This window comes from Amycolatopsis sp. NPDC098790 (genome assembly GCF_044759945.1).
Taxonomy (GTDB): domain Bacteria; phylum Actinomycetota; class Actinomycetes; order Mycobacteriales; family Pseudonocardiaceae; genus Amycolatopsis.
Map to the genome: position 1 here is coordinate 2,000,594 of NZ_JBIWAI010000001.1, position 19,892 is coordinate 2,020,485.

The following is a 19,892-nucleotide window of genomic DNA, read 5'->3' on the forward strand; positions in this document are numbered from 1 at the left end:
AACCAGGTGACCCGTCGCGACAAGCGTCCCCGCAAGGGCGGCGCCACGGCGGATCCACGTCCGGCCGGCGGCCGCTGGCGGCTCCGCAACTGGCGTCTCGGCACGAAGCTCTTCGCCGTCCTCCTCATCCCCGCGCTGGCGGTGATCGCGCTCGTCGGCCTGCGGATCAGCTCGGACCTGCGTGACGCCCGGCAGCTCGCGGAGTTCGCCACCCGCGGCCGCGTCGACAACACGGTCGCCGAAGCCATCCACGAGCTGCAGCGCGAGCGCGACCTCACCGTCCGGTTCGTCGCCCAGGACCGCCAGGGCGACACCGCCGACCTGACCGGCCAGCGCAAACGCGTCGACCAGGCGATCGGCACGTTCGAACGGACCCTCGCCGACAGTAAACCCCGGCTCGACGCCAAGGCGGCGGAAAGCCTGCAGCAGACCGACGACCGGCTGCGCGTGCTCGGCGGCCTCCGGTTCTCCGCGGAGCATTCGGCGTTCCCCGCCGACGCCGTGCTGCGCTCCTACAGCGAGCTGATCTCCGGCCTGCTCGACATCAGCGACTCGGCCGCCGCCGACGTCTCGGACCCCGAGCTCGCGCGGCTGCGCCTGGCCGGCAACGCGCTGGCCCGGATCAAGGACCAGATGTCGGTCAAGCGCGCGGTGCTGGCCGAGGCGCTCGCCGCGGGCAGCCTCAACCGCGACCGCACGCGCGCGCTGCTCGGCGCCGAAGCCGAGCTCGCCGCCGCGCGCAACGACTACCGCACCTTCGCGACGCCCGAGCAGCAGCGGATGTTCGACGACACGGTGATCGGCCTGGTCGTCGACATCGGCAACGACATGGTCGAGTCCGCGCTCACCCGCACCGAGAACGGCCAGAACCTCAACGGCCTCGACCCGAACCAGTGGGACGTCTCGGCGACGCACACGGTCAACCTCGCCCACCAGGTGCAGCAAGCCCTGCTGGTCCAGTTGCAGGAGCGCACGGACGCCCTGGCCGCGCAGGCGCGCACGGCGGCGATCTGGGACGGCGGCGTCGTGCTCGGCGTCCTGCTCGTCGCGGGCGTGCTGTCGGTGGTCATCGCCCGCTCGCTGCTGCGCCCCCTGCGGATCCTGCGCCGCACGGCCCTCGAGGTCGCCGAGCACCGGCTGCCCGCGGCCGTGCAGAACTTGCTCACCGATCCCGAGCCGGCGCCGGAGAACCTGCGGAAACGGCTGGCCGTCGCACCCGTCCCGGTGTTCACGCGCGAGGAGGTCGGCCAGGTCGCGCGGGCGTTCGACGCGGTGCACGGCGAGGCCGTCCGGCTGGCGGGCGAGCAGGCGATGCTGCGCGAGAACGTCAACGCGATGTTCGTCAACCTCTCGCAGCGCAGCCAGGACCTCGTCGAGCGGCAGCTGTCGGTGCTCGACCGGATGGAGGCCGACGAGCAGGACCCGGACACCCTCGCCGGCCTCTTCGAGCTCGACCACCTCGCGACGCGGATGCGGCGCAACAGCGAGAACCTGCTGGTCCTGTCCGGGCAGGACTCCGCGCGTGAGGACGCCGGCGCCGTCTCGGCCGACGAGATCATCGGTGCCGCGCTTTCGGAAGTCGAGCACTACCAGCGGATCGAGCTCGGGCCGGCGCCGCAGGTCGCCGTGCGCGGGGAAGCCGTCAACGACCTCGTGCACGTCGTTTCGGAGCTGCTGGAGAACGCGACGCGCTACTCGGGCAAGGCGACGGTCACCGTCGCGAGCGCCGAAACCCACGACGGCGACTGGCAGATCGAGATCATCGACCACGGCGCCGGCATGCCGCAGGCCGAGATCGACCGCACCAACGCGCGGCTCGCGCACCCGCCGGACGTCGACGTCGAGGTCTCGCGCCGGATGGGCCTGTTCGTGGTCGCGACGCTGGCCACCCGCCACCGCATCGACGTCAGCCTGAGCCCGGGCGCGGGCGGCGGGCTCGTCGCGACGGTGCTCGTGCCCACCGCCCTGATCGTCGAGCTGCCGCCGATGCCGGGCCCGCCCCCGCCCGCGGAGCCCGCCGAGGCGCCCGAACCGGAGCTGCTGGCACCGCTGGCCCCGCTCACGCCGGCCGAACCGGAGCCCGAACCCGAACCGGAGCCGGAGGAGCTGTCGCCGCCGTCGATCGAGGCCGGCCCGCCGCGCCGGGCGCCCGTGGTGGCCCGCGAACACAGCCCGGAGTGGCCGACGGCGGACGACGACTCGCACCTCGACTTCGACGCCCCGACCGAGCGGATGCCCGCCTACCGCGACGTCCTGTCGCGCTGGTTCGACGCGGCGGCCGCCCCCGCGGCGGCACCCGAGCGGCCGGCCGCAGAGCCGCTGCCGGTGGCGCAGGAGGCCCGGCCCGCCGAACCGCAGCCGCGCCACGCGCTGTCCGCCGCGCCCCCGCCGCCACCCCCACCCCCGCCGCTTTCCCGGGAAAGCGGCGACCTGGGGCCGGAGCTTTCACGTGAAAGCTCCGGCTCGAACCCGGACGACGAGGACACCGACCCGCAGTTCCCGCCCGTCACGCCGCCGGCCGCGATCGAGCCCGCCTACGAGTGGCCGACCCCGGCCGAGCTGGAGCAGGAGGACGGCGCCGAGGACACCTGGCCGTTCCTGCAGACCGACGACGTCGCCGCCGGGCCGGGAGCGGTGCCGGAGCAGCGGCCGATACTCTCTCTTTCCCCGGAAGCGGTGCGCGAGCGGATGACGAGCCTTCAAGGCGGCTTCCGGCGAGGGCGTCATGCGAGGGGGGACGACACCCGGAACCAGTGAAACGGATTGAGGCATGAGCTCGAAGACGCCCCTGCTGGAAGTGATCGCGCTGGACGCGGCGGACGCCGAAGGCGCGCAGGCGGGCGGGGCGGACCGCCTCGAACTGGTGACGGACATGGCGCAGGACGGCCTGACCCCGACCGTGGAAACCCTGCGCGACGTGCTTTCGGCGACCGACCTCCCGGTGCGGGTCATGTTGCGGGACAACGGTTCCTTCGCCGTCGGTGACCTCGAAGGGCTGCGTGCGGACACCGCCCGGCTGATCGACGCGGGCGCGCGCGAGTTCGTCTTCGGCTTCTTGAACATCGACAGCGAGATCGACCTCGACGCCTGCGAAGCGCTGATGAAAGAGGTCGACGGTCTGCCGTGGACGTTTCACCGCGCCATCGACCGCACCCGGGATCCCTTGCGCGCCTACGATCAGCTGGCCGCGCTCGGGTGTGACACCGTGCTCGCGGCGGGCCACCCCAACGGGGTAGCCAGTGGGCTTTCCGTGCTGCAGCGGCTCGCGCAGCGCGACAGCGGGCCGGAGCTGCTCGTCGGCGGCGGCCTGCGCGCGCAGCAGGTGCACCTCTTGCGCGCGGGTGGGGTGCGCGGGTTCCATGTCGGGAGTGCGGTCCGGCCCGGCGGGTGGCAGTCACCGGTCGACGCCGGAACGGTGCGCACGTGGGTGGAACTCGTAAAAAACTGATCGACTGCGGAACCCGTACGCAATACCGGACCTCCGTATACCGATCCGCAGCCGGTCGGCGGACAATTGCGTGATCCGTCGGCCGGTTATACCAGTATTCGTAGCCATTGAATCGTTATGGTGAATTTGCATTCGGTCTGTGCGAATGGGGCCCGGTCATCACCTGTGCAGGTGCACGTGCAGAACCCTGGTTGGGCTGCTTGGCGGCTGATGGCCCGGCAGGTGCTGGCTATCGTGGTTTGAAGTCGGGAAACGCCGGCCGGTGCGGCGGGCGGGGTGAACTGTGACGGGCGTGTCGCCGTTCACCCGGATGGTGTCAAGAATTGTTCGGCTAGCGCGGGAGGCGTCGCTGTGGGCGCGCGTATTCGGTTCGCGGTCAATTCGATGAGGAGCCATCAAGAAACCAGGATGTCGACCATCCGGTGGATTTCCGTCGCGCGGGAACGGCTGATTCCCCGCGACGACCGCCCGGGCGCGTCCGCACCGAGCCGGAAGGTCGAATCGTGACCGGCGCGCTACCGCGGCAACGCGGAACCGAAACCTCCGAAGACGAGTTCGCGAAGCTGGGGCTCGGCGGCTCGCTCGCCCTCACCGGCCTGCTGGCCGCCGTCAAGATCGCGGAAACCGCCACGGGTGTGGTGCTCACCGCCGCCGGGGTACTCCCCGGTGCCAGTCCCTCGAAGGAACGGGCTCCGGCCTGGCCCGGCGGGGAATGAACGGGAGCTGCCCGGCATCGGCAGCTCTCTACGGACGGAGGGCTGCCATGACGGGCAGTGCAGGGCGGGACGACGTACGCGGCACGCGCGTGGGGCTCGCCGACGTGCGTCGGCTCGAGGACGTCGTCGCGGAGCTCAGAGCGCTGGACTACCGCTACGGCGGTGGCGCCTGCAGCGCGGCCGTCGAGGCGCGGTTGCCCGCCGCCGTGGCGCTGCTGGACGGCGTGACCAAGACCGTCGTGCTGGCTCGGCTCTGCACCGCCGTCGCCGACCTCTACAACCTGTCCGGCTGGACCAACTTCGACCACGACCGCCCGGCCGCCGCGCTGGAGGCGTTCGCGCGGGCGCTGGAGCTGGCCGTCGAAGCCGGGAACGACGACCTGCAGGCCAACATCCGCTACCGCATCGGGCGGCTGCACCTGCACTACGGCGCCGTCGACGCGGCGCTCGCCGAGTTCGCGCGCGGCCGGGAGGCGGCCCTGCAGGCCCACTCCAAGCTCGCGCTGGCGATCCTCTCGGCCAACCAGGCGTGGGCGCACGCCAAGAAGGCCGACGTCACCGAGGCGCTGACCTTCCTGCGCCGCGCGCGTCAGGAGTTCGCCGAGGCCGAGGGACGCGAACCGTCGCCGTGGGACGCGTTCTTCGGGCCCACCGACATGGCCGCCATGGTCGGCACGGTGCACGGCGAACTGGCCCAGGTGGTCGACGTCCGGCACGGCCGCGACGGGATTCCCGCGCTCACCGAAGCGATCGCGGGGTACGAGCGCGGCATGACGCGCAGCCGGTCGCTGACCCTGATCTGGCTGGCCACCGTGCACGCGCTGGACGGCGACCTCGACGTCGCCACCGCCGTCGGCGAGGAGGCGATCGAGCTCGCGGGTGCTCTGCGGTCACCGCGCACGCGCCAGCGGCTGCACTCGCTGTCGGCGGCCGCCCGGCGGTTTTCCGGCAACGCGGACGCGCAGGAGATCGTCGACCGCGTCGACGATTTGGGGCATTCCGGACGCTAATCGAATCGCCATGGAAAGGTAAACGTCGCGGAAAATAAAAATGGGATCCGCGAAACGGCAGCCAAAAGTAGGTTCCTGGGCGGCCTGACGGCTTCTTATGCTTCTCGGCAACCTGCGGCGAGTATTGCGGCGCAGGCCCGGTCCCCACCGCCGAGAGGAAATCCCCCATGCGCTTGCGCAAGCTCGTCGCGGCCGCCGTGCCGCTGCCGGCGTTGCTCGGCCTCGCCGTGGCCGTCCCGGCCGCCGCGGCGACGGAACCCCTGGTCACCCTGGCCGACAACGCCGCTCCGCTCGTCAACAGCGCCCGCGTCGGCGACGTCGCGGGCGGCCAGCGGATCACCGCCGCGCTGTCGTTGAAACTGCACAACCAGCAGGCGCTGGAAAAGTTCCTCGCCGATGTCCAGAACCCGGCTTCGCCGCAATACCACCACTTTCTGACCGCCGATCAGTTCAATGCCGAGTTCGGCCCGACCCGGGCCGACGTCAGCAAGGCCGTCTCATTCCTCGAGAAATCGGGCGCGACCGGGATCGAGGTTTCCGGCAACCGCCAGGCGATCACGTTCACGGGTTCGGCGGCCCAGCTGGAATCGGCGTTCCACACCCGCATCGGGACCTACCACGACCAGACGTCCGGCCGGGACTTCTTCGCCAACGACGCCGCACCGACCGTGCCGGCGGACGTCTCGGGTGTCGTCGGCAACGTCGTCGGCCTGGACGACCACGCCGTGCGGACGCACGCGCAGGCCGTCGCGAAGCCCAACGTCGTCAAGGCGGTGACCCCGCCGGTGCTCAAGACCGCTTACGGCACCAGCGGTCTGTCGGCGACCGGCAGCGGCGTGAAGGTCGGCTTCGTCGAGTTCGACGGCTACCAGAAGTCGAACATCACCAAGTACGACAGCACGTACGGCCTGTCGGCGGGCTCGGTGACGACGGTTCCGGTGAGCGGCGCGAACTACGACTCGTCGCCGGGCGACGGCCAGATCGAGGTCGAGCTGGACATCGAGGTCGTGCACGCGCTGGCGGCCGCGGCGAGCGACTACGTGTACGAGGCCCCGAACACCAGCGCCGGCGAACTGGCGATGTACCAGAAGATCGCGTCCGACCACACGGTCAACGTCGTCTCGATCTCTTGGGGCGCTTGCGAATCCGCCGAGGGTTCGAGCGCGGCGAAGAGCGTCAGCAACGCGATCGCGACGGGCACGGCGGAGGGCATCTCGTACTTCGCGGCCGCGGGCGACGACGGCACGACCGACTGCTACCGCCAGACGGGCTCGACGGCGAAGGCGGTCGACTTCCCGGCGTCCAGCCCGAACGTGACGGGTGTCGGTGGGACGCAGCTGACGGTGACGTCGTCGAACGCGTACAGCAGTGAGAAGGCGTGGAACGACGGCGCGTCCAACGGTTCCACGGGCGGCGGAATCTCGACGGTCTTCACGGCGCCGTCGTGGCAGTCGTCGCAGAGCACGACGTACCGCAAGGTCCCGGACGTCTCGGCGGACGCGGCGAGTGGTTCCGGCTACTACATCTACACGGCGGGTTCGTGGGAGACGGTGTGGGGAACCTCGGGCGCGGCCCCGCTGTGGGCGGCGTTCGCGACGCTGCAGAACCAGGTCCACGGTGGTGGGCTGGGGAACCTGAACCCGAAGTTCTACTCGATCGGGAACGGGTCTTCGTACGGGACTGGGTTCCACGACGTGACCACGGGCAACAACACCCTGCACGGGACGACCGGGTTCAGCGCCGGTACCGGGTACGACCAGGTGACGGGCTGGGGGTCGTTCAAGGGTTCCGGCTTGTCGGGGCTGATCGGCTGAGTGGTGGGGAGGCCGGGGCTGTCGCAACTGTGCGACAGCCCCGGTTCCCGTTTTTGTCGGTGGTCGCTGACACACTGTGTGCATGGCGACACTGGTAGCTACACCGAGGTCCCGCGCGCTGGGGTTCGGCTTGCGTCACGCGCGGGAGGCGCGTGGGCTCGGTGTGCGCGAGCTCGCCCGGCTGGCGCAGGTGGTGGCGCAGGACGTGTCGAGCTGGGAGAGCGGGCTGCGGGTGCCCAAATTGGAGCAGCTGGGTGTGTTGTTCGGGGCGCTGCGGGTGGCGCCGCCCGAGCGGGCGCGGTTGGTGGAGCTGGCGAGGAACGCCCGCGAACCCAACTGGCTCGAGCGCAGCATGCCCGGCATCTCGCCGGCCCTGTCGACGTATGTCGAGTACGAGCGCACGGCGACGGAGATGGTCAACTGGGAACCCTTGCTGGTGCCCGGCCTCCTCCAGGCCCCCGGTTATGCCGAAGCCATCATGAGGGCCCACCGTCTCCCGCCGCGGATGGTCGAGCGGGAGGTGGCGATCCGCCTGCGGCGGCGAGAAGTGCTCACCCGTCACGATCCGCTGGTGCTCAAGCTCTTCCTCGGCGAAGAAGCCCTTCGCCGATCCATCGCCGACCCCGCCGCGATGGCCGAGCAGTTGCGGCTGCTGGTGCGCGCGGCGCAGCCGCGCACCAGCAGCATCCGCGTGGTGCCCGCGAATGTCGGCTACCACCCGGGGCAGGCCGGGCACTTCGTCATCTTCGACTTCGCCCACCTCCCTTCGGTGGTGCACATCGAGCACCTCCGAGGCAGCGCTCACCTCTACGATGGAGACCACGTGGCCGCCTTCCGCGCAGCCGCGGAAACCTTGTCGGACCTGGCGCTGAGTGAGCAGGAATCGCTCGCACTCATCCAGGGGGTGATCACCGGACTGGAGTGAGAATGCGCGAGTGGCGCAAGTCGAGCTACACCGACGAAACCAACTGCGTCGAGGTGCGCCTCGGGCCGGTGTCGCAGATCCGCGACACCAAGGACCGCTCCGGTGGCACGCTGACCGTCGATGCGGCCACTTGGAGGGCTTTCCTTCGCAAAACTAAGCATTAGTCTGTCGGCATGATCAAGCGCACGGTGCTGGAGGCCACCCGCGAGCTCCTCCGCGAGCTCGGCCTCACCACGGTTTTCGGCAACCCCGGCACCACCGAGGTCCCGTTCCTCACCGACTGGCCGGACGACTTCGACTACGTCCTCGGGCTGCAGGAGTCCGCCGTCGTGGCGATGGCCGATGCCTACTCGCAGGCCACGCGCCAGGCTGTGCTCGTCAACCTGCACTCCGCCGGCGGCGTCGGGCACGGGCTCGGGAGCCTCTTCACCGCCTACCGCAACCGGACGCCCTTGATCGTCGTCGCGGGGCAGCAGACGCGGAACCTCCTGCCGCACGATCCCTTCCTCGGTGCCGTCGACGCCGCCGGCTTCCCGAAGCCGTACGTCAAGTGGTCGGTCGAGCCCGCCACCGCCGAAGACGTTCCCGCCGCTCTCGCCCGGGCCTACCACGTTGCGACGCAGGCGCCGTCCGGTCCGGTCTTCGTCTCCGTCCCCGCCGACGACTGGACCGCCACCACCGAACGCCCGATCGTCAGCCGGCCGCGGATCCGCGGGTTCGCGCCCGATCCCGAGGCGATCGACGAGCTCGTCGCCGCCCTGGAAACGAGTGAACGGCCGGCCGTCGTCGTCGGGGGAGCCGTCGACCAGGACTTCGCCGTCGTCGAGACCGTCGCACTCGCCGAACGGCTGAACGCCGCCGTGTACGTCGCGCCCATGTCGTTCCGGTGCTCGTTCCCCGAAGACCACCCGCTGTTCCAGGGCTTCCTCGACCCCGAACGCGGTGCCGTCTCGGACAAGCTCGCCGGGCACGACCTCGTCCTCGTGCTCGGGGCGCCCGCGTTCACCTACCACGTCGACCGCGGACGCGGGGAAGCTCCGCTGCCGCCGCTGTTCATCCTGAGCGACGACGAGCAGGTCCTCGCGCGGGCCTTCGAAGGCACCGGCATCCGCTCGACGCCGAAGCTCGGCATCCGCGCGCTGCTGAACGTCGTCGACCGCAGCACCCGGCCCGCGCCGGCGCCGCTGGCGCGTCCCGCGAAGCCCGCCGCCGACGAGCTCTCCGCCGAATTCGTCTTCTCGACGCTCGCGGACCTGGTGCCGGACAACGCGATCCTCGTCGAGGAGACGCCCAGCCACCGCGGCATCCTGCACGACCACCTGCCCATCAAGAGCACCGACACGGGCTTCCTGACGATGGCCAGCGGCACGCTCGGCTACGGCGTCCCGGGCGTGGTCGGCGCGGCGCTCGCCCGCCCGGACCGCCCGGTCGTCGGCGTGGTCGGCGACGGCTCCAGCATGTACGGCATCCAGGCCCTCTGGACGGCCGCGCGCCAGGAGCTCCCGGTGACGATCGTGATCATGGACAACACGGAGTACGCGGCGGTCCGCATCCTCGGCGAGACGATCGGCGGCGAGAAGCTCCCCGGCACCGAACTGGGCGGCATCGACTTCGCGGCGCTGGCGTCGAGCATGGGTTGCCAGGGCGTGACGATCAGCGAGCCGTCCGGCCTGGTCCCGGGCTTGACGGCGGCCCTGGCCGACCCGCGGCCGACGCTGGTGCACATCAAGGTGGCCGCCTCGGAACGGACGCTGTACTGACCAACGGAAAAGCCGCGGCGGATCAAGGAGATCCGCCGCGGCTCTACAAGTCCTAAGTGGACTCAGCTACGGGTCTTGCTGCCCCGCGGGACATCCGAAGCCCGCTCGGCCAGCTCCCACTCCGCAGCATCGGATGCAGCCGTGACGGCCTCCGCGGGGCTCCCACCGTGCAGCAGACGCGCCACTTCGCCGCGCAGTGTCACGAACTCCGCCGACTCGCGGGTCGTGATCTGGTCCCGCGCGGCCGGCAACCCCACCGGCAGGTCCGCCACGATCGACGCCGGCGACTTCGACAGCACCAGCACCCGGTCGGACAGGTACACGCTCTCGTCGATGTCGTGCGTGACGACCAGGATCGTGCTGCCCTGCTCGCGCTGCACGCGGCGGGTCAGGTCCTCGAGCTCGAAGCGCGTCTGGGCGTCGACCGACGCGAACGGCTCGTCCATCAGCAGCAGCGCCGGCCGGCTGGCCAGCGCGCGGGCGATCGACACCCGCTGCTGCATGCCGCCCGACAGCTGCCACGGGAACTTGCCGCCGACACCCGACAGCCCGACCTGCTCCAGCGCCTCCGCCGCGCGCGAACGCCGCTCGGCGCGCGAAATCTGCCGCCAGCGCAACGGGAACTCGACGTTCTTCTGCACCGAAAGCCACGGGAACAGCGACCGGCTGTAGTCCTGGAACACGACGGCGAGGTCGTCCGGCACGCCGTTGACGCGGTCGCCGTGCAGGCTCACCGTGCCCTCGGTCGGCGGGGTCAGCCCGGCGACGCAGCGCAGCAGCGTCGACTTGCCGCAGCCCGACGGGCCGACGATGCTGGCCAGCTGCCCGGCCTCGACGGTGAACGACAGGTCGTTCACCGCGGTGTGCGCCTTCGCGCCCGAGCCGTAGCGGTGGCTGAGGCCGGACACTTCGAGCATGGTTGACATGGGGAGATGCCTTTCCAGCGTCAGTCGCGGCCGAGGCGGGTCGGCTGCCAGGCCAGCACCCGTCGCTCCGCGGCCAGGAAGATCGTGTTGAAGACGTAGCCGAGGATGCCCAGCAGCACCAGCCACGACCACATGTTCGGGAAGTCGAAGTCCTGCTGGGCGTTCAGCAGCGACCGCCCGATGCCGTTGTACGCGCCGACCAGCTCGGAGACCACCATCAGCAGCAGCGAGATGGACAGGCTCACCCGCAGGCCGGCGAAGATCTTCGGCGCCGCCGCGGGCAGCACCACCATCGTGATCCAGTACCGCTTGGGCGTGCGGAAGGACCGCGAGGTCTCCACCTTCACCTGGTCGACCGACCGGACGCCGTCGACCGCGTTGAGCAGCACCGGCCAGATCGCGCCGAAGATGATCGACCCGATCTGCATGCCCGAGCTCAGCCCGAACAGCACCGCGAACACCGGGATCAGCGCGGGCGGCGGGATCGCGCGGAAGAACGCGAACAACGGCCCGACGTAGTCCATCGCGGTCTTGGAACGGCCCAGCAGCACGCCGAGGAAGACGCCGACGATCGCGGCCAGCGCCCAGCCGCCGAGCGTCCGGCCGAGGCTGGGGAACACGTTGTCGAACACCGTGTCGGTGAGGAACAGGTGCGACGCGGGCCCGGTGAACCACAGCTTCGCGGCAGCGACGGCGATTTCGCTCGGTGGTGGGAAGAACTTGCTGCCGCCGGCGCGGGCGGCGAACTCCCAGACGACCACGAGGATCGCGAAGAGCAGCCAGTTGCGGGCGACCGTCGCGGCACCGCGGGCGGCGCGCCGGCCCACCCGCCCGGAAAGTGTCACCGCGCTCATGCGATCGCCTCCCGGTCGACGGTGCTCCACTTGAACAGCCGCTTGCCCAGTTGCTCGAGCCCTTCGTTGATCAGGTAGCCCAGCACCCCCGCGACCACGGTACCGGCCAGGACCAGGTCGAACCGGATCGAGCCGGTGCTGGCCACCAGGATGAAGCTGCCCAGGCCGACTTCGGAACCGGCCAGGAACTCGACGCTGACGACGGCGATCAGCGAGATGATCGCCGACAGCCGGACGCCCGTGAAGACGAACGGCGCGGTCTGCGGCAGCGCGACCGACGAAAGCATCCGGAACCGGCTGGTCCCGCAGGCGCGCGCGGTCTCCATCAGGACCGGGTCGATTTCACCCATGCCGTAGATGGTGTTGAACATGATCGGCCACAGCGATGCGTAGACCGCGAGGGTGATCTTCGCGTCGGGACCGGAGCCGATCACCAGCAGCACCAGCGGCACGAGCGCGGTGACCGGGATCGGGCGGAGGAATTCGACGATCGCGGCGGTGGCGGTGCGCAGCGCCGGGACGCTGCCCAGCAGCAGCCCGGCGGGTACGCCGACGGCGATCGCGATGGCGATGGCGATCAGCCAGGCCAGCATGGTCGCGACGATGTCGCGGATGAAGGAGGGGTCGCCCAGCAGGTCCCCGACGGTGACCAGGACGACGCTCGGCGGCGGGGTGAACGTCTTACTGACCAGGCCGACCTGGACGACGACCTCCCAGAGCAGGAGGAAGCCGACCAGGCCGGCCAGGCCGCGGAGCAGTTTCTTCAACTCGGAACCTTGGTTGGTTGGGCCGGCGCGCTACCGGCCGCGGGGCGCGGACCTGCGGCCGGCGTCGCGCCGGCCGCAGGTGGAGCAGGTTCTCAGCTGGTCACCTGCGGGGCGATCATCGCCGCGGCGTCGACCTTGCTGGTGATGACGCCCATCTGCAGCAGCAGGTCGGGGACCCGCTGGATGCGCCGGGCGTCGAGGGTGGAGCCGTAGCCGGGCAGCGTCAGCAGCTTGGCCGTGTCCTCGTCGATCTTCGCGTACTTGACCAGCAGCGGCTCGACCTTCGAGCGGTCGTTGATCGCGTCGAGGGTGGCCTTCTTCATGGCGCGCTGGAAGGCCGCGAGGGTCTTCGGGTTCGCCTGCACCCACTTCGTCGCCGCGCCGTAGCCGGTCAGCGGGAAGTCCTGGCTGGCGCCGGTGTTGACGTCGATGACCGGGGTCGCGCCCGCGATCTTCGCCGCCTGGGAGAGCTGCGGTTCCGGCATGTAGGCCGCGTCCACCTGGCCCTGCTGCAATGCCGCGGCCATGTTCGGCAGCTGCATCGTCACCCAGTTGACGCTGTTGAAGTCGACGCCGTGGTCCTTCATGACGGACTTCGTCAGGATGTCGGACGCGGTGTTCTTCGCCGTGATCGCGATCCGCTTGCCGGCGAGGTCGTTGACCGTCTTCACCGTGGAGTTCGGCACTGTCACGATCGCGTTGCTCTTGGCGTTGACCGAGGTGGCGTCGGCGACCAGCTGCACGTCCGCGGCGCCGGTGCTCTTGGCGACGAAGAACGGGATGTACGTCGACAGCGCGATGTCCGCTTCCCCGGAGATCGCCTTGGTCATCGAAGCCTGGCCGCTGGCGGCGACGACCGACTCGACGTCGAGGCCCTCGGCCTTGAAGTAGCCGCCGTCCTGGGCGAGCCAGAACGGCGCCAGGTCGGTGGTCGGCAAGATCGAGACCTTGATCTTCGACTTCTCCAGGCCGCCCCCGGTCGACGTGCTGCTCGAGTCGTCCGAGCCGAGCGCGCTGCAGCCGGTGAGGGCCGTGGCGGCTGCGACGGTGAGGGCGAGCCCGAGCGCGGCGCGGCGAGTGCGTACCCGGCCACTGCTCATGGCGTTTCCAAGCAAGGCCTGCTCCTTGGGTGAAAAAATTGACGGTTGGTGGACCGAATCCCGGGGAAGTACGTGACTCATTCTCGGGAGAGCCCGCGGGCCACTGTAGAGGCGGTGACAGCTCGCTCACAACGGGTGGGATCAATACCCGAGAGGGTGGCGCACATCACTCTTTCGGCCTCTGGTCTAGACCCACTGCTCCACTCGCCGTAGTCATTCACCCAGCGTAAAGCCAAGATCTTGAATACAGGATGACCAGCTGTGGGCCAGCTGAGCGAACGCTGTGCAACATCGGGCACTAAGCGTCAGGAGGGTTACATCTTCTCCGGCCGTTCGCTACCCTCTGCACCTGCGGGGAGGTATCAACCTCCGATGTAGTGAGAGAGAGTGCCTGGATGGCCGATCAAGACAAGCTTCGGTTTACCAGGGCTCACTGTGCTTTTCCTGAGAGATTCTCCCCCGCAGAGACCACTGCCTGGCCGTGCTCAGCCGCCGTGCCGGTGGACTGAACCGACCAAACAGACCGATGCAGACCAGCGCAGGGACCCGACCGTGATGCTCGAGCTGAACCGATTCCGTCCGGCCGGACGGGGTTCAGGAACCCCCAAAGCCGACACTGAAGACGATCTTTTCACCCTTACGGGTAGCGTCTCGCGCTGGTTCCTGCCGATCGGCCACCGAGCCGGAACGCCGGGAGCGTGCTGACGAGTGGCTGAGGAGAACGCGATGCGCCCTGGCGGGCGCTGGACCGAGCAGGGTTTCACGAGCACGAACGATGATGGTGGTGCGGCGGTGCCGAACGAAGACGCCGCGGGGGTGGGAGGGACCCCTGCGCAGTCGCCCGGAGATGCTCCGGGCCGGAAGGCCGGGCTGTTCTCCGGCATGCGCGACTGGCGGCTGCGCTCGAAGCTCGCCGCGATCCTCCTGATCCCGACGCTGACCGCGCTCGTGCTGGGCACGTTGCGCGTGGTCGACGACGCCCAGGAAGCGGCCGAGTTCCAGCGGACGGCCGACCAGGTCGCCTTCGCCGTCAAGGTCACCACGGTGGTCCACGAGCTGCAGAACGAACGCTCGCTGGCCGTCGCGCGGATCTCGTCGAACAAGCAGCTGCTGCAGACCGGGCTGGACGCGCAGATCGCCAAGGTCGACCGGGAGGTGACGAACCTCCGGTCGGCGGCGGCGACGCTGAACTACGACGACCAGGCGACCAAGGACCGCTACACGCGCGGTCTCCAGCGCCTCGACGCCCTGCGCCCGCTGCGGGCGGCGTTCAACACCTCGAGCGGCCTGCCCGACATCACGGTGATGACCGCCTACTCGGGCATCCTCGACTCGCTCATCGAGCTCGGCCGCGAGGTGACCACCGCGGTCACCGACCGGGACGTGCTGCGGCTGGGCACGAGCACGCAGGCGATCAGCGAGGCCAAGGAGTTCACCACCCGCTCCGACGCCGAGCTGCAGATCGCCGCGTTCCGCGGCAACTTCCCGGGCGACCTGCTGGACCAGACGCGCGCGTCGGCCTCCAGCGCGGACGCCTCGGTCCAGGCCTTCCTCGCGAACGCCGACGACGACCAGCGCCAGCTCTACAACGACACCTACTCCGGCCCGGAGGTCGACGACCGCCGCCGGATCCAGACCGCGGCGTTCTCCTTCGCCCAGCTGGGCGAGGCGCCGAACATCGACACGACGGCGCTCGGCAAGGACAGCACCGTCTCGGCGGACAAGCTGCACGCGGTCGAGTCGAACCTGCTGGCCCAGCTCAAGACCCGCGCCGACGACCTCGCCACGGCGGCGGTCAACTCGGCCTGGGTCGGCGGTGCCGTCGTGCTCGCCGCGCTGGCCGCCGCGATCGCGCTGATGCTGGTCGTCGCCCGCCTGATGCTGCGCCCGCTGCGGGTGCTGCGGAAGAGCGCGCTGGACGTCGCCTACACCCGGCTGCCGGAAACCGTGCAGGCGATCCTGGACGACCCGGACCCGGTCGGCGCCTCCAAGAAGGCCGTCCAGCCGGTGCCCGTCACCTCCCGCGACGAGATCGGCGAGGTCGCGCGGTCGTTCGACATCGTCCACGAACAAGCCGTCAAGATGGCCGCCGAGCAGGCCCTCCTGCGCGAGAACGTCAACGGCATCTTCGTGAACCTCTCGCGGCGGTCGCAGCGGCTGGTGGAACGCCAGCTCGGCGTCATCGACCGGCTCGAGGCCGACGAGCAGGACCCGGACCACTTGGCCAGCCTGTTCGAGCTCGACCACCTGGCCACGCGGCTGCGGCGCAACGGTGAGTCCCTGCTGGTGCTCTCCGGCGCCGGCCTGGCGAAGTCCGTGCCCAAGCCGGTGCCCGCCGCCGACGTCATCGGCGCCGCGGTGTCCGAGATCGAGCAGTACGCCCGGATCGAGGTCGGCATCGTGCCCGACGTCGCGGTCCAGGGCCTCGCGATCCACGACCTCGTGCACGTCCTCGCCGAGCTGCTCGACAACGCGACCTACTTCTCCGAGCCGGAGACGAAGGTCATCGTGCGGGCCGTGGTGACCCGCCGGAAGGCGCTCGCCATCCAGGTCACCGACCACGGTGTCGGGATGAGCGAGGAGCGCCTGGCCGAGGTCAACGCGCGCCTGGCCGAGCCGCCGGACCTGGACGTGTCGGTGACCCGCCGGATGGGTCTGTACGTGGTCTCGCGCCTGGCCAAGCGCCACGGCATCGAGGTCCGGCTGCGCGAGAACGAGGACATCGAGGGTGGCGTGATCGCCCGCGTCGTCGTCCCGGCCGAGCTGCTCACGCCGCTGCGCCCGGGCATGGCACGGCAGACCCCGCCGCCGGCGAACCGGTCCGAGACGTCGATGTCGATGCCGAGCATCCCGATCCCGGCCGCGCGCTCGGACTTCGACCAGACCCAGACGCACACGCCGGTGCCGCCCTCGGCACCGCCGCCCCCACCGCGTCCGCCTGCTCCCGAGCCGGTGGCGAACCAGGGGGGTCTGGTCCCGCTCGACCAGCCGATCAGCCTGGACGACCTGGTCAGCGGCGGCCGCGCGGCGGGCCCGTTCCTGTCGCCCGAGCTGCCGAAGCCCGAGACGCCGGCCTGGCCGACCGCCGAGGACCTCGCGCCGCTGACCCCGCAGCCGAACGGCGACGGCGCCAGCTCGCGGGCCGGTGACACGCAGTTCGCGCCGCTGGTCCTGCCGAAGCGGGAGCCGAAGTACGTCCCGCCGGAGGAGCAGCCGCCACCCCCACCGCCGCCCGCGGCGGAGGTCGGGTCGTCGGCCCTCGAGGACGATGTACCCACCCGGCGGCTGCCCATCTACCAGTCGGTGCTGTCACGCTGGTTCAGTGAGGGCGACGACTCGGCTGCCGACCCGGTGCAGCCGCGGAGCGAGGGTGAAGACCCGAACCTGCCGCCCCTCACCGGTTCCGACGAGCCGGTGGCCGAACCGGTGGCCGCCCGGCGCCAGGAGCGTCCGGAGCGCCAGGAACGCCAGGAGCGCCAGGAGCCGGTCGACGAGCTGCTGCCGACGGCCGCGACCCGGCACCCGCTCCTCCCCGCCGACGACGGCTGGCACAGCGCCTCCGACGACGGCTGGCAGGCGGCGCAGTCGCTGCTGGAGTCCAAGAACGAGGAGATCACCCCGGCCGGGCTGCCCAAGCGCGTCCCGAACCAGTACCTGGTCCCGGGGTCGATCAACAGTCCTTCGGCCGAAGCGCCGGCGCAGAACAGCTTCGCGGACAACACCGCGGGGATGCCCGGAACGGGTGCGATCACCCGCTCGGCGTCCGCGGCGCGGAGCCGGATGGCAAGCTTCCAGCGGGGCTACACCTCGGGACGGCATGCGTTGAAGGAACTCCCGGGCGAAGAACAGCTGGAAAGCAGCAGGGTTCCGGGGCGTGGCAACACCACAGACAGCAGTGAGGAGTGAAAGTGACACGGGCGGGTGCAATGCAGCCGGGTGGCTCCGCGCAGCCGAACGGCCAAGCGCATGCCAAGGCGAACAATGCCGGCAGCTTCGCTTGGCTGATCACGGATTTCGTGCACCGGGTGCCCGGCGCGGCCCATGCGGTCGTGGTGTCGGCCGACGGCCTGCTCCTGGCGGCTTCGCGTGGCTTGCCGAAGGACCGGGCGGACCAGCTGGCCGCGGTGGCGTCGGGGCTCACCAGCCTCGCGCGCGGTGCGGCCAAGGTGTTCGAAGGCGGGACGGTCGCGCAGACGGTCGTCGAAATGGCGAACGGCTTCCTCTTCCTCATGTCGGTTTCCGACGGTTCGTGCCTGGCGGTCCTCGGTTCGCCGGAGAGTGACATCGGCTTGGTCGTCTACGAGATGACCCTGCTGGTGGAGCGGGTCGGCCAGCAGCTGACTCCGGAGATGCGGGCGCAACTGCAGGGTGCGGCGATCCGCCGCTGAGGACCCGGGAACCGAGGAGAGAGCCGTGGACGACGGGCGCTTGAGGGGCGATGGCCGGCTCGGTGACGACTTCTCCGGCGGGTGGTCCGAGCACTCGGACGACGGCCGCGAGGACTGGCAGTCGTTCCGGGACCGGGTCGACCGCGAGTGGCGGTCGCGCCGGGTGCAGGCCTCCGACAGCGACCCCGTGCGGGAACCGCCGAACTGGCTGACCGACAGCAATGCCGGTCAGGAGCCGATCCGGCCGATCGCCGGGACCGGTGAGTACCGCGACCGGCTGCTGGGCGGACCGGGTGCGGAGCTGTTCGGCGGGTCGAGCGGGCCGCTGTACGACGCGCGGGACTTCGCCGCGTACAGCACCGAGCGCGACTTCTCGTCGGGCCCGGACTCCGGTGAGCTCGCGGCGGCGCTGCCGCAGCAGGCCCACCAGGAGTACGTCGACGCGCCGGCGCCGACGGAGATGGAGACGTCCGGACTGGTCCGGCCGTACTTCCGGACCCGGGGCCGGACGAAGGCGACGCTCGACCTGGCGATCGAGGCGCTGATCTCGACCAGCGAACAGGGCCGGATGCTCGACCGGGTCCGGGTGCCCGAGCACCGGTCGATCTGCGACCTGTGCCTCGACACCCGGTCGGTGGCCGAAGTGGCGGCGCTGCTGCGGCTGCCGCTCGGCGTGGTGCGGGTGTTGATTGGTGACGTGGCGGGCCTCGGGCTGGTGCTGGTGCACTCCAGCAGCCCGACCGTGGGCGACCGCCCGAGTATCGAGTTCATGGAAAGGGTGCTCAGTGGGCTTCGGAGAATTTGACTCCGACGCGAACGCGCCGCAGGTGACGGGTCCGACCTCGTCGGCCAAGATCGTGGTCGCAGGCGGGTTCGGTTCGGGGAAGACAACGCTGGTCGGGGCGATCTCCGAGATCGACCCGCTGACCACCGAGGCCATGATGACCGAGGCGAGCGTCGGGCACGACGACACCTCGGCCACGCCCAACAAGACCACCACCACCGTGGCGATGGACTTCGGGCGCATCTCGCTGGACTCGGACCTGGTGCTGTACGTCTTCGGTACGCCGGGTCAGCACCGGTTCTGGTTCATGTGGGACGACCTCGCGGTCGGTGCCATCGGGGCGGTCGTGCTGGTGGACACGCGGCGGCTCGCCGACGCGTTCCCCTCGATCGACTTCTTCGAGAACCGGAAGCTGCCCTACGTCGTGGCGATCAACTGCTTCGACCGGCTCCTGCACCACCAGATCGAGGACGTGCGGCACGCGCTCACCATCGCGCCGTCGGTCCCGATCATGGCGTGCGACGCGCGTGAGCGCGACTCCGCCAAGCAGGTGCTGATCTCCGTCGTCCAGCACGCGATCGCGCACGATTCGGCGCTGCGCGCGGGCTGACGGTATGGCTGGCCGGACGGGATGCGGCCGTTGGGGTGAACTCCACGGGCTTCACCCACTTCGGGGAGCCTTGCCGCCGTCCGGAGGACGGAACGGCCGCCGCTGTCCGGTACCGGTGACGGCTCGGTCCGGCGTCCGCCGGTCTGACCTGCGCGGACAGCCTGCCGTGGTGGCTCGCGGGGTGAGCTCCGCCCGCGCCGTCCGGACCGGGCCGGCGCGGAGCGCGCCCGGGCGCACACGTAGGGTGCGCAGCGGCCGGCCGGTGGTCGACTCGACACTTCCGGCGGGGCGCATACGCTTGAGCGTGGGCCGTGCCGGCCACTCCGGAGTGCGGCGCGCGGCGCCGCAGGAGCAAGGAGGGGCAGTAGTGACGGCTTCCGGCCAGGGTTCGTTCGGCTGGCTCATCACGGACTTCGTGCGCCGGGTACCCGGCGCCGCGCACGCCGTTCTGGTGTCCGCGGACGGCCTGCTCCTGGCGCCGTCGGAAGGGCTGCCCCAGGAGCGCGCCGAGCAGCTGTCCGCGGTCGCGTCCGGGCTGATCAGCCTGACGTTCGGCGCCGCGCGCTGCTTCGAGGCGGGCGGGGTCAACCAGACCGTGGTGGAGATGGAACGCGGCTACCTGTTCCTGATGTCCGTTTCGGACGGTTCGTCGCTGGCGGTGCTGGCCGCGCCGACGTGCGACATCGGCACGGTCGCGTACGAGATGACGCTGCTCGTCGAGCGCGTGGGCCAGCAGATCACCCCCGAGCTGCGCGCCCAGCTGCAGGGCGGCGTGCGTGGGTAGGACACG

The 19,892-nt window shown here is 70.5% G+C and carries 17 protein-coding genes; 13 read left to right on the forward strand and 4 right to left on the reverse strand.

The features are described from left to right. Positions 1 to 6 precede the first annotated feature (6 nt). The 8 genes from ACIQWX_RS10045 (at position 7) to mdlC (ending at position 9,673) form a co-directional block, all read left to right on the forward strand. On the forward strand, positions 7 to 2,757 hold the full coding sequence (locus ACIQWX_RS10045) for a nitrate- and nitrite sensing domain-containing protein (RefSeq protein WP_400867842.1): 2,751 nt from the start codon (positions 7 to 9) through the stop codon (positions 2,755 to 2,757). A gap of 13 nt (positions 2,758 to 2,770) precedes the next feature. Then, complete coding sequence (locus ACIQWX_RS10050) at positions 2,771 to 3,448, forward strand: copper homeostasis protein CutC (protein WP_400867845.1); 678 nt, start codon at positions 2,771 to 2,773, stop codon at positions 3,446 to 3,448. Positions 3,449 to 3,951: 503 nt separating this feature from the next. Beyond that, the gene (locus tag ACIQWX_RS10055) at positions 3,952 to 4,164 is read left to right on the forward strand and encodes a hypothetical protein (RefSeq protein WP_400867848.1); all 213 of its coding nucleotides are present in this window, start codon (positions 3,952 to 3,954) and stop codon (positions 4,162 to 4,164) included. A gap of 47 nt (positions 4,165 to 4,211) precedes the next feature. Beyond that, positions 4,212 to 5,174, forward strand: a complete 963-nt coding sequence (locus ACIQWX_RS10060) for a hypothetical protein (protein WP_400867850.1) — start codon at positions 4,212 to 4,214, stop codon at positions 5,172 to 5,174. 167 nt (positions 5,175 to 5,341) lie between these two features. Next, positions 5,342 to 6,988: a protease pro-enzyme activation domain-containing protein gene (locus tag ACIQWX_RS10065; protein ID WP_400867853.1), complete on the forward strand. Its 1,647-nt coding sequence runs from the start codon at positions 5,342 to 5,344 to the stop codon at positions 6,986 to 6,988. 82 nt (positions 6,989 to 7,070) lie between these two features. Next, the gene (locus ACIQWX_RS10070) at positions 7,071 to 7,913 is read left to right on the forward strand and encodes a Scr1 family TA system antitoxin-like transcriptional regulator (RefSeq protein ID WP_400867856.1); all 843 of its coding nucleotides are present in this window, start codon (positions 7,071 to 7,073) and stop codon (positions 7,911 to 7,913) included. 2 nt (positions 7,914 to 7,915) lie between these two features. Beyond that, on the forward strand, positions 7,916 to 8,077 hold the full coding sequence (locus tag ACIQWX_RS10075) for a DUF397 domain-containing protein (RefSeq protein ID WP_400867859.1): 162 nt from the start codon (positions 7,916 to 7,918) through the stop codon (positions 8,075 to 8,077). A gap of 9 nt (positions 8,078 to 8,086) precedes the next feature. Beyond that, positions 8,087 to 9,673 carry a benzoylformate decarboxylase gene (mdlC, locus tag ACIQWX_RS10080; RefSeq protein WP_400867862.1) on the forward strand — a complete coding sequence of 529 codons (1,587 nt, stop codon included), beginning with the start codon at positions 8,087 to 8,089 and terminating at the stop codon, positions 9,671 to 9,673. A gap of 62 nt (positions 9,674 to 9,735) precedes the next feature. Here the strand turns inward: mdlC and ACIQWX_RS10085 are convergent, their stop codons facing one another. From ACIQWX_RS10085 to ACIQWX_RS10100, 4 genes are all read right to left on the reverse strand, one after another. Then, positions 9,736 to 10,599: an ABC transporter ATP-binding protein gene (locus ACIQWX_RS10085; RefSeq protein ID WP_400867864.1), complete on the reverse strand. Its 864-nt coding sequence runs from the start codon at positions 10,597 to 10,599 to the stop codon at positions 9,736 to 9,738. Positions 10,600 to 10,619: 20 nt separating this feature from the next. Next, positions 10,620 to 11,453, reverse strand: a complete 834-nt coding sequence (locus ACIQWX_RS10090; RefSeq protein ID WP_400867866.1) for an ABC transporter permease — start codon at positions 11,451 to 11,453, stop codon at positions 10,620 to 10,622. After that, the gene (locus tag ACIQWX_RS10095; protein ID WP_400867868.1) at positions 11,450 to 12,220 is read right to left on the reverse strand and encodes an ABC transporter permease; all 771 of its coding nucleotides are present in this window, start codon (positions 12,218 to 12,220) and stop codon (positions 11,450 to 11,452) included. The genes ACIQWX_RS10090 and ACIQWX_RS10095 overlap by 4 nt, the downstream gene beginning before the upstream one ends. 92 nt (positions 12,221 to 12,312) lie before the next feature. Next, complete coding sequence (locus ACIQWX_RS10100) at positions 12,313 to 13,320, reverse strand: ABC transporter substrate-binding protein (protein WP_400867871.1); 1,008 nt, start codon at positions 13,318 to 13,320, stop codon at positions 12,313 to 12,315. Between the two features lie 726 nt (positions 13,321 to 14,046). Here ACIQWX_RS10100 and ACIQWX_RS10105 point away from each other — a divergent pair. From ACIQWX_RS10105 to ACIQWX_RS10125, 5 genes are all read left to right on the forward strand, one after another. Further along, the gene (locus ACIQWX_RS10105; protein WP_400867873.1) at positions 14,047 to 17,226 is read left to right on the forward strand and encodes a nitrate- and nitrite sensing domain-containing protein; all 3,180 of its coding nucleotides are present in this window, start codon (positions 14,047 to 14,049) and stop codon (positions 17,224 to 17,226) included. 20 nt (positions 17,227 to 17,246) lie between these two features. Further along, positions 17,247 to 17,708: a roadblock/LC7 domain-containing protein gene (locus tag ACIQWX_RS10110; protein WP_086676266.1), complete on the forward strand. Its 462-nt coding sequence runs from the start codon at positions 17,247 to 17,249 to the stop codon at positions 17,706 to 17,708. A gap of 25 nt (positions 17,709 to 17,733) precedes the next feature. Next, positions 17,734 to 18,513, forward strand: coding sequence for a DUF742 domain-containing protein (locus ACIQWX_RS10115; protein ID WP_400867875.1), 780 nt, complete (start codon positions 17,734 to 17,736; stop codon positions 18,511 to 18,513). Next, positions 18,494 to 19,102, forward strand: coding sequence for an ATP/GTP-binding protein (locus tag ACIQWX_RS10120; RefSeq protein WP_086861435.1), 609 nt, complete (start codon positions 18,494 to 18,496; stop codon positions 19,100 to 19,102). Before ACIQWX_RS10115 ends, ACIQWX_RS10120 begins: the two co-directional genes overlap by 20 nt. A gap of 367 nt (positions 19,103 to 19,469) precedes the next feature. Then, positions 19,470 to 19,886, forward strand: coding sequence for a roadblock/LC7 domain-containing protein (locus tag ACIQWX_RS10125; RefSeq protein ID WP_091390236.1), 417 nt, complete (start codon positions 19,470 to 19,472; stop codon positions 19,884 to 19,886). Positions 19,887 to 19,892 lie beyond the last annotated feature (6 nt).

Excerpts from the sequence above, each read along its gene's own strand:
- ACIQWX_RS10050 (WP_400867845.1), top strand. The coding sequence starts at position 2,771 with ATGAGCTCGAAGACGCCCCTGCTGGAAGTGATCGCGCTGGACGCGGCG.
- ACIQWX_RS10060 (WP_400867850.1), top strand. The coding sequence starts at position 4,212 with ATGACGGGCAGTGCAGGGCGGGACGACGTACGCGGCACGCGCGTGGGG.
- ACIQWX_RS10065 (WP_400867853.1), top strand. The coding sequence starts at position 5,342 with ATGCGCTTGCGCAAGCTCGTCGCGGCCGCCGTGCCGCTGCCGGCGTTG.
- ACIQWX_RS10070 (WP_400867856.1), top strand. The coding sequence starts at position 7,071 with ATGGCGACACTGGTAGCTACACCGAGGTCCCGCGCGCTGGGGTTCGGC.
- ACIQWX_RS10075 (WP_400867859.1), top strand. The coding sequence starts at position 7,916 with ATGCGCGAGTGGCGCAAGTCGAGCTACACCGACGAAACCAACTGCGTC.
- mdlC (WP_400867862.1), top strand. The coding sequence starts at position 8,087 with ATGATCAAGCGCACGGTGCTGGAGGCCACCCGCGAGCTCCTCCGCGAG.
- ACIQWX_RS10085 (WP_400867864.1), bottom strand. The coding sequence starts at position 10,599 with ATGTCAACCATGCTCGAAGTGTCCGGCCTCAGCCACCGCTACGGCTCG.
- ACIQWX_RS10090 (WP_400867866.1), bottom strand. The coding sequence starts at position 11,453 with ATGAGCGCGGTGACACTTTCCGGGCGGGTGGGCCGGCGCGCCGCCCGC.
- ACIQWX_RS10100 (WP_400867871.1), bottom strand. The coding sequence starts at position 13,320 with ATGAGCAGTGGCCGGGTACGCACTCGCCGCGCCGCGCTCGGGCTCGCC.
- ACIQWX_RS10105 (WP_400867873.1), top strand. The coding sequence starts at position 14,047 with ATGCGCCCTGGCGGGCGCTGGACCGAGCAGGGTTTCACGAGCACGAAC.
- ACIQWX_RS10110 (WP_086676266.1), top strand. The coding sequence starts at position 17,247 with ATGCAGCCGGGTGGCTCCGCGCAGCCGAACGGCCAAGCGCATGCCAAG.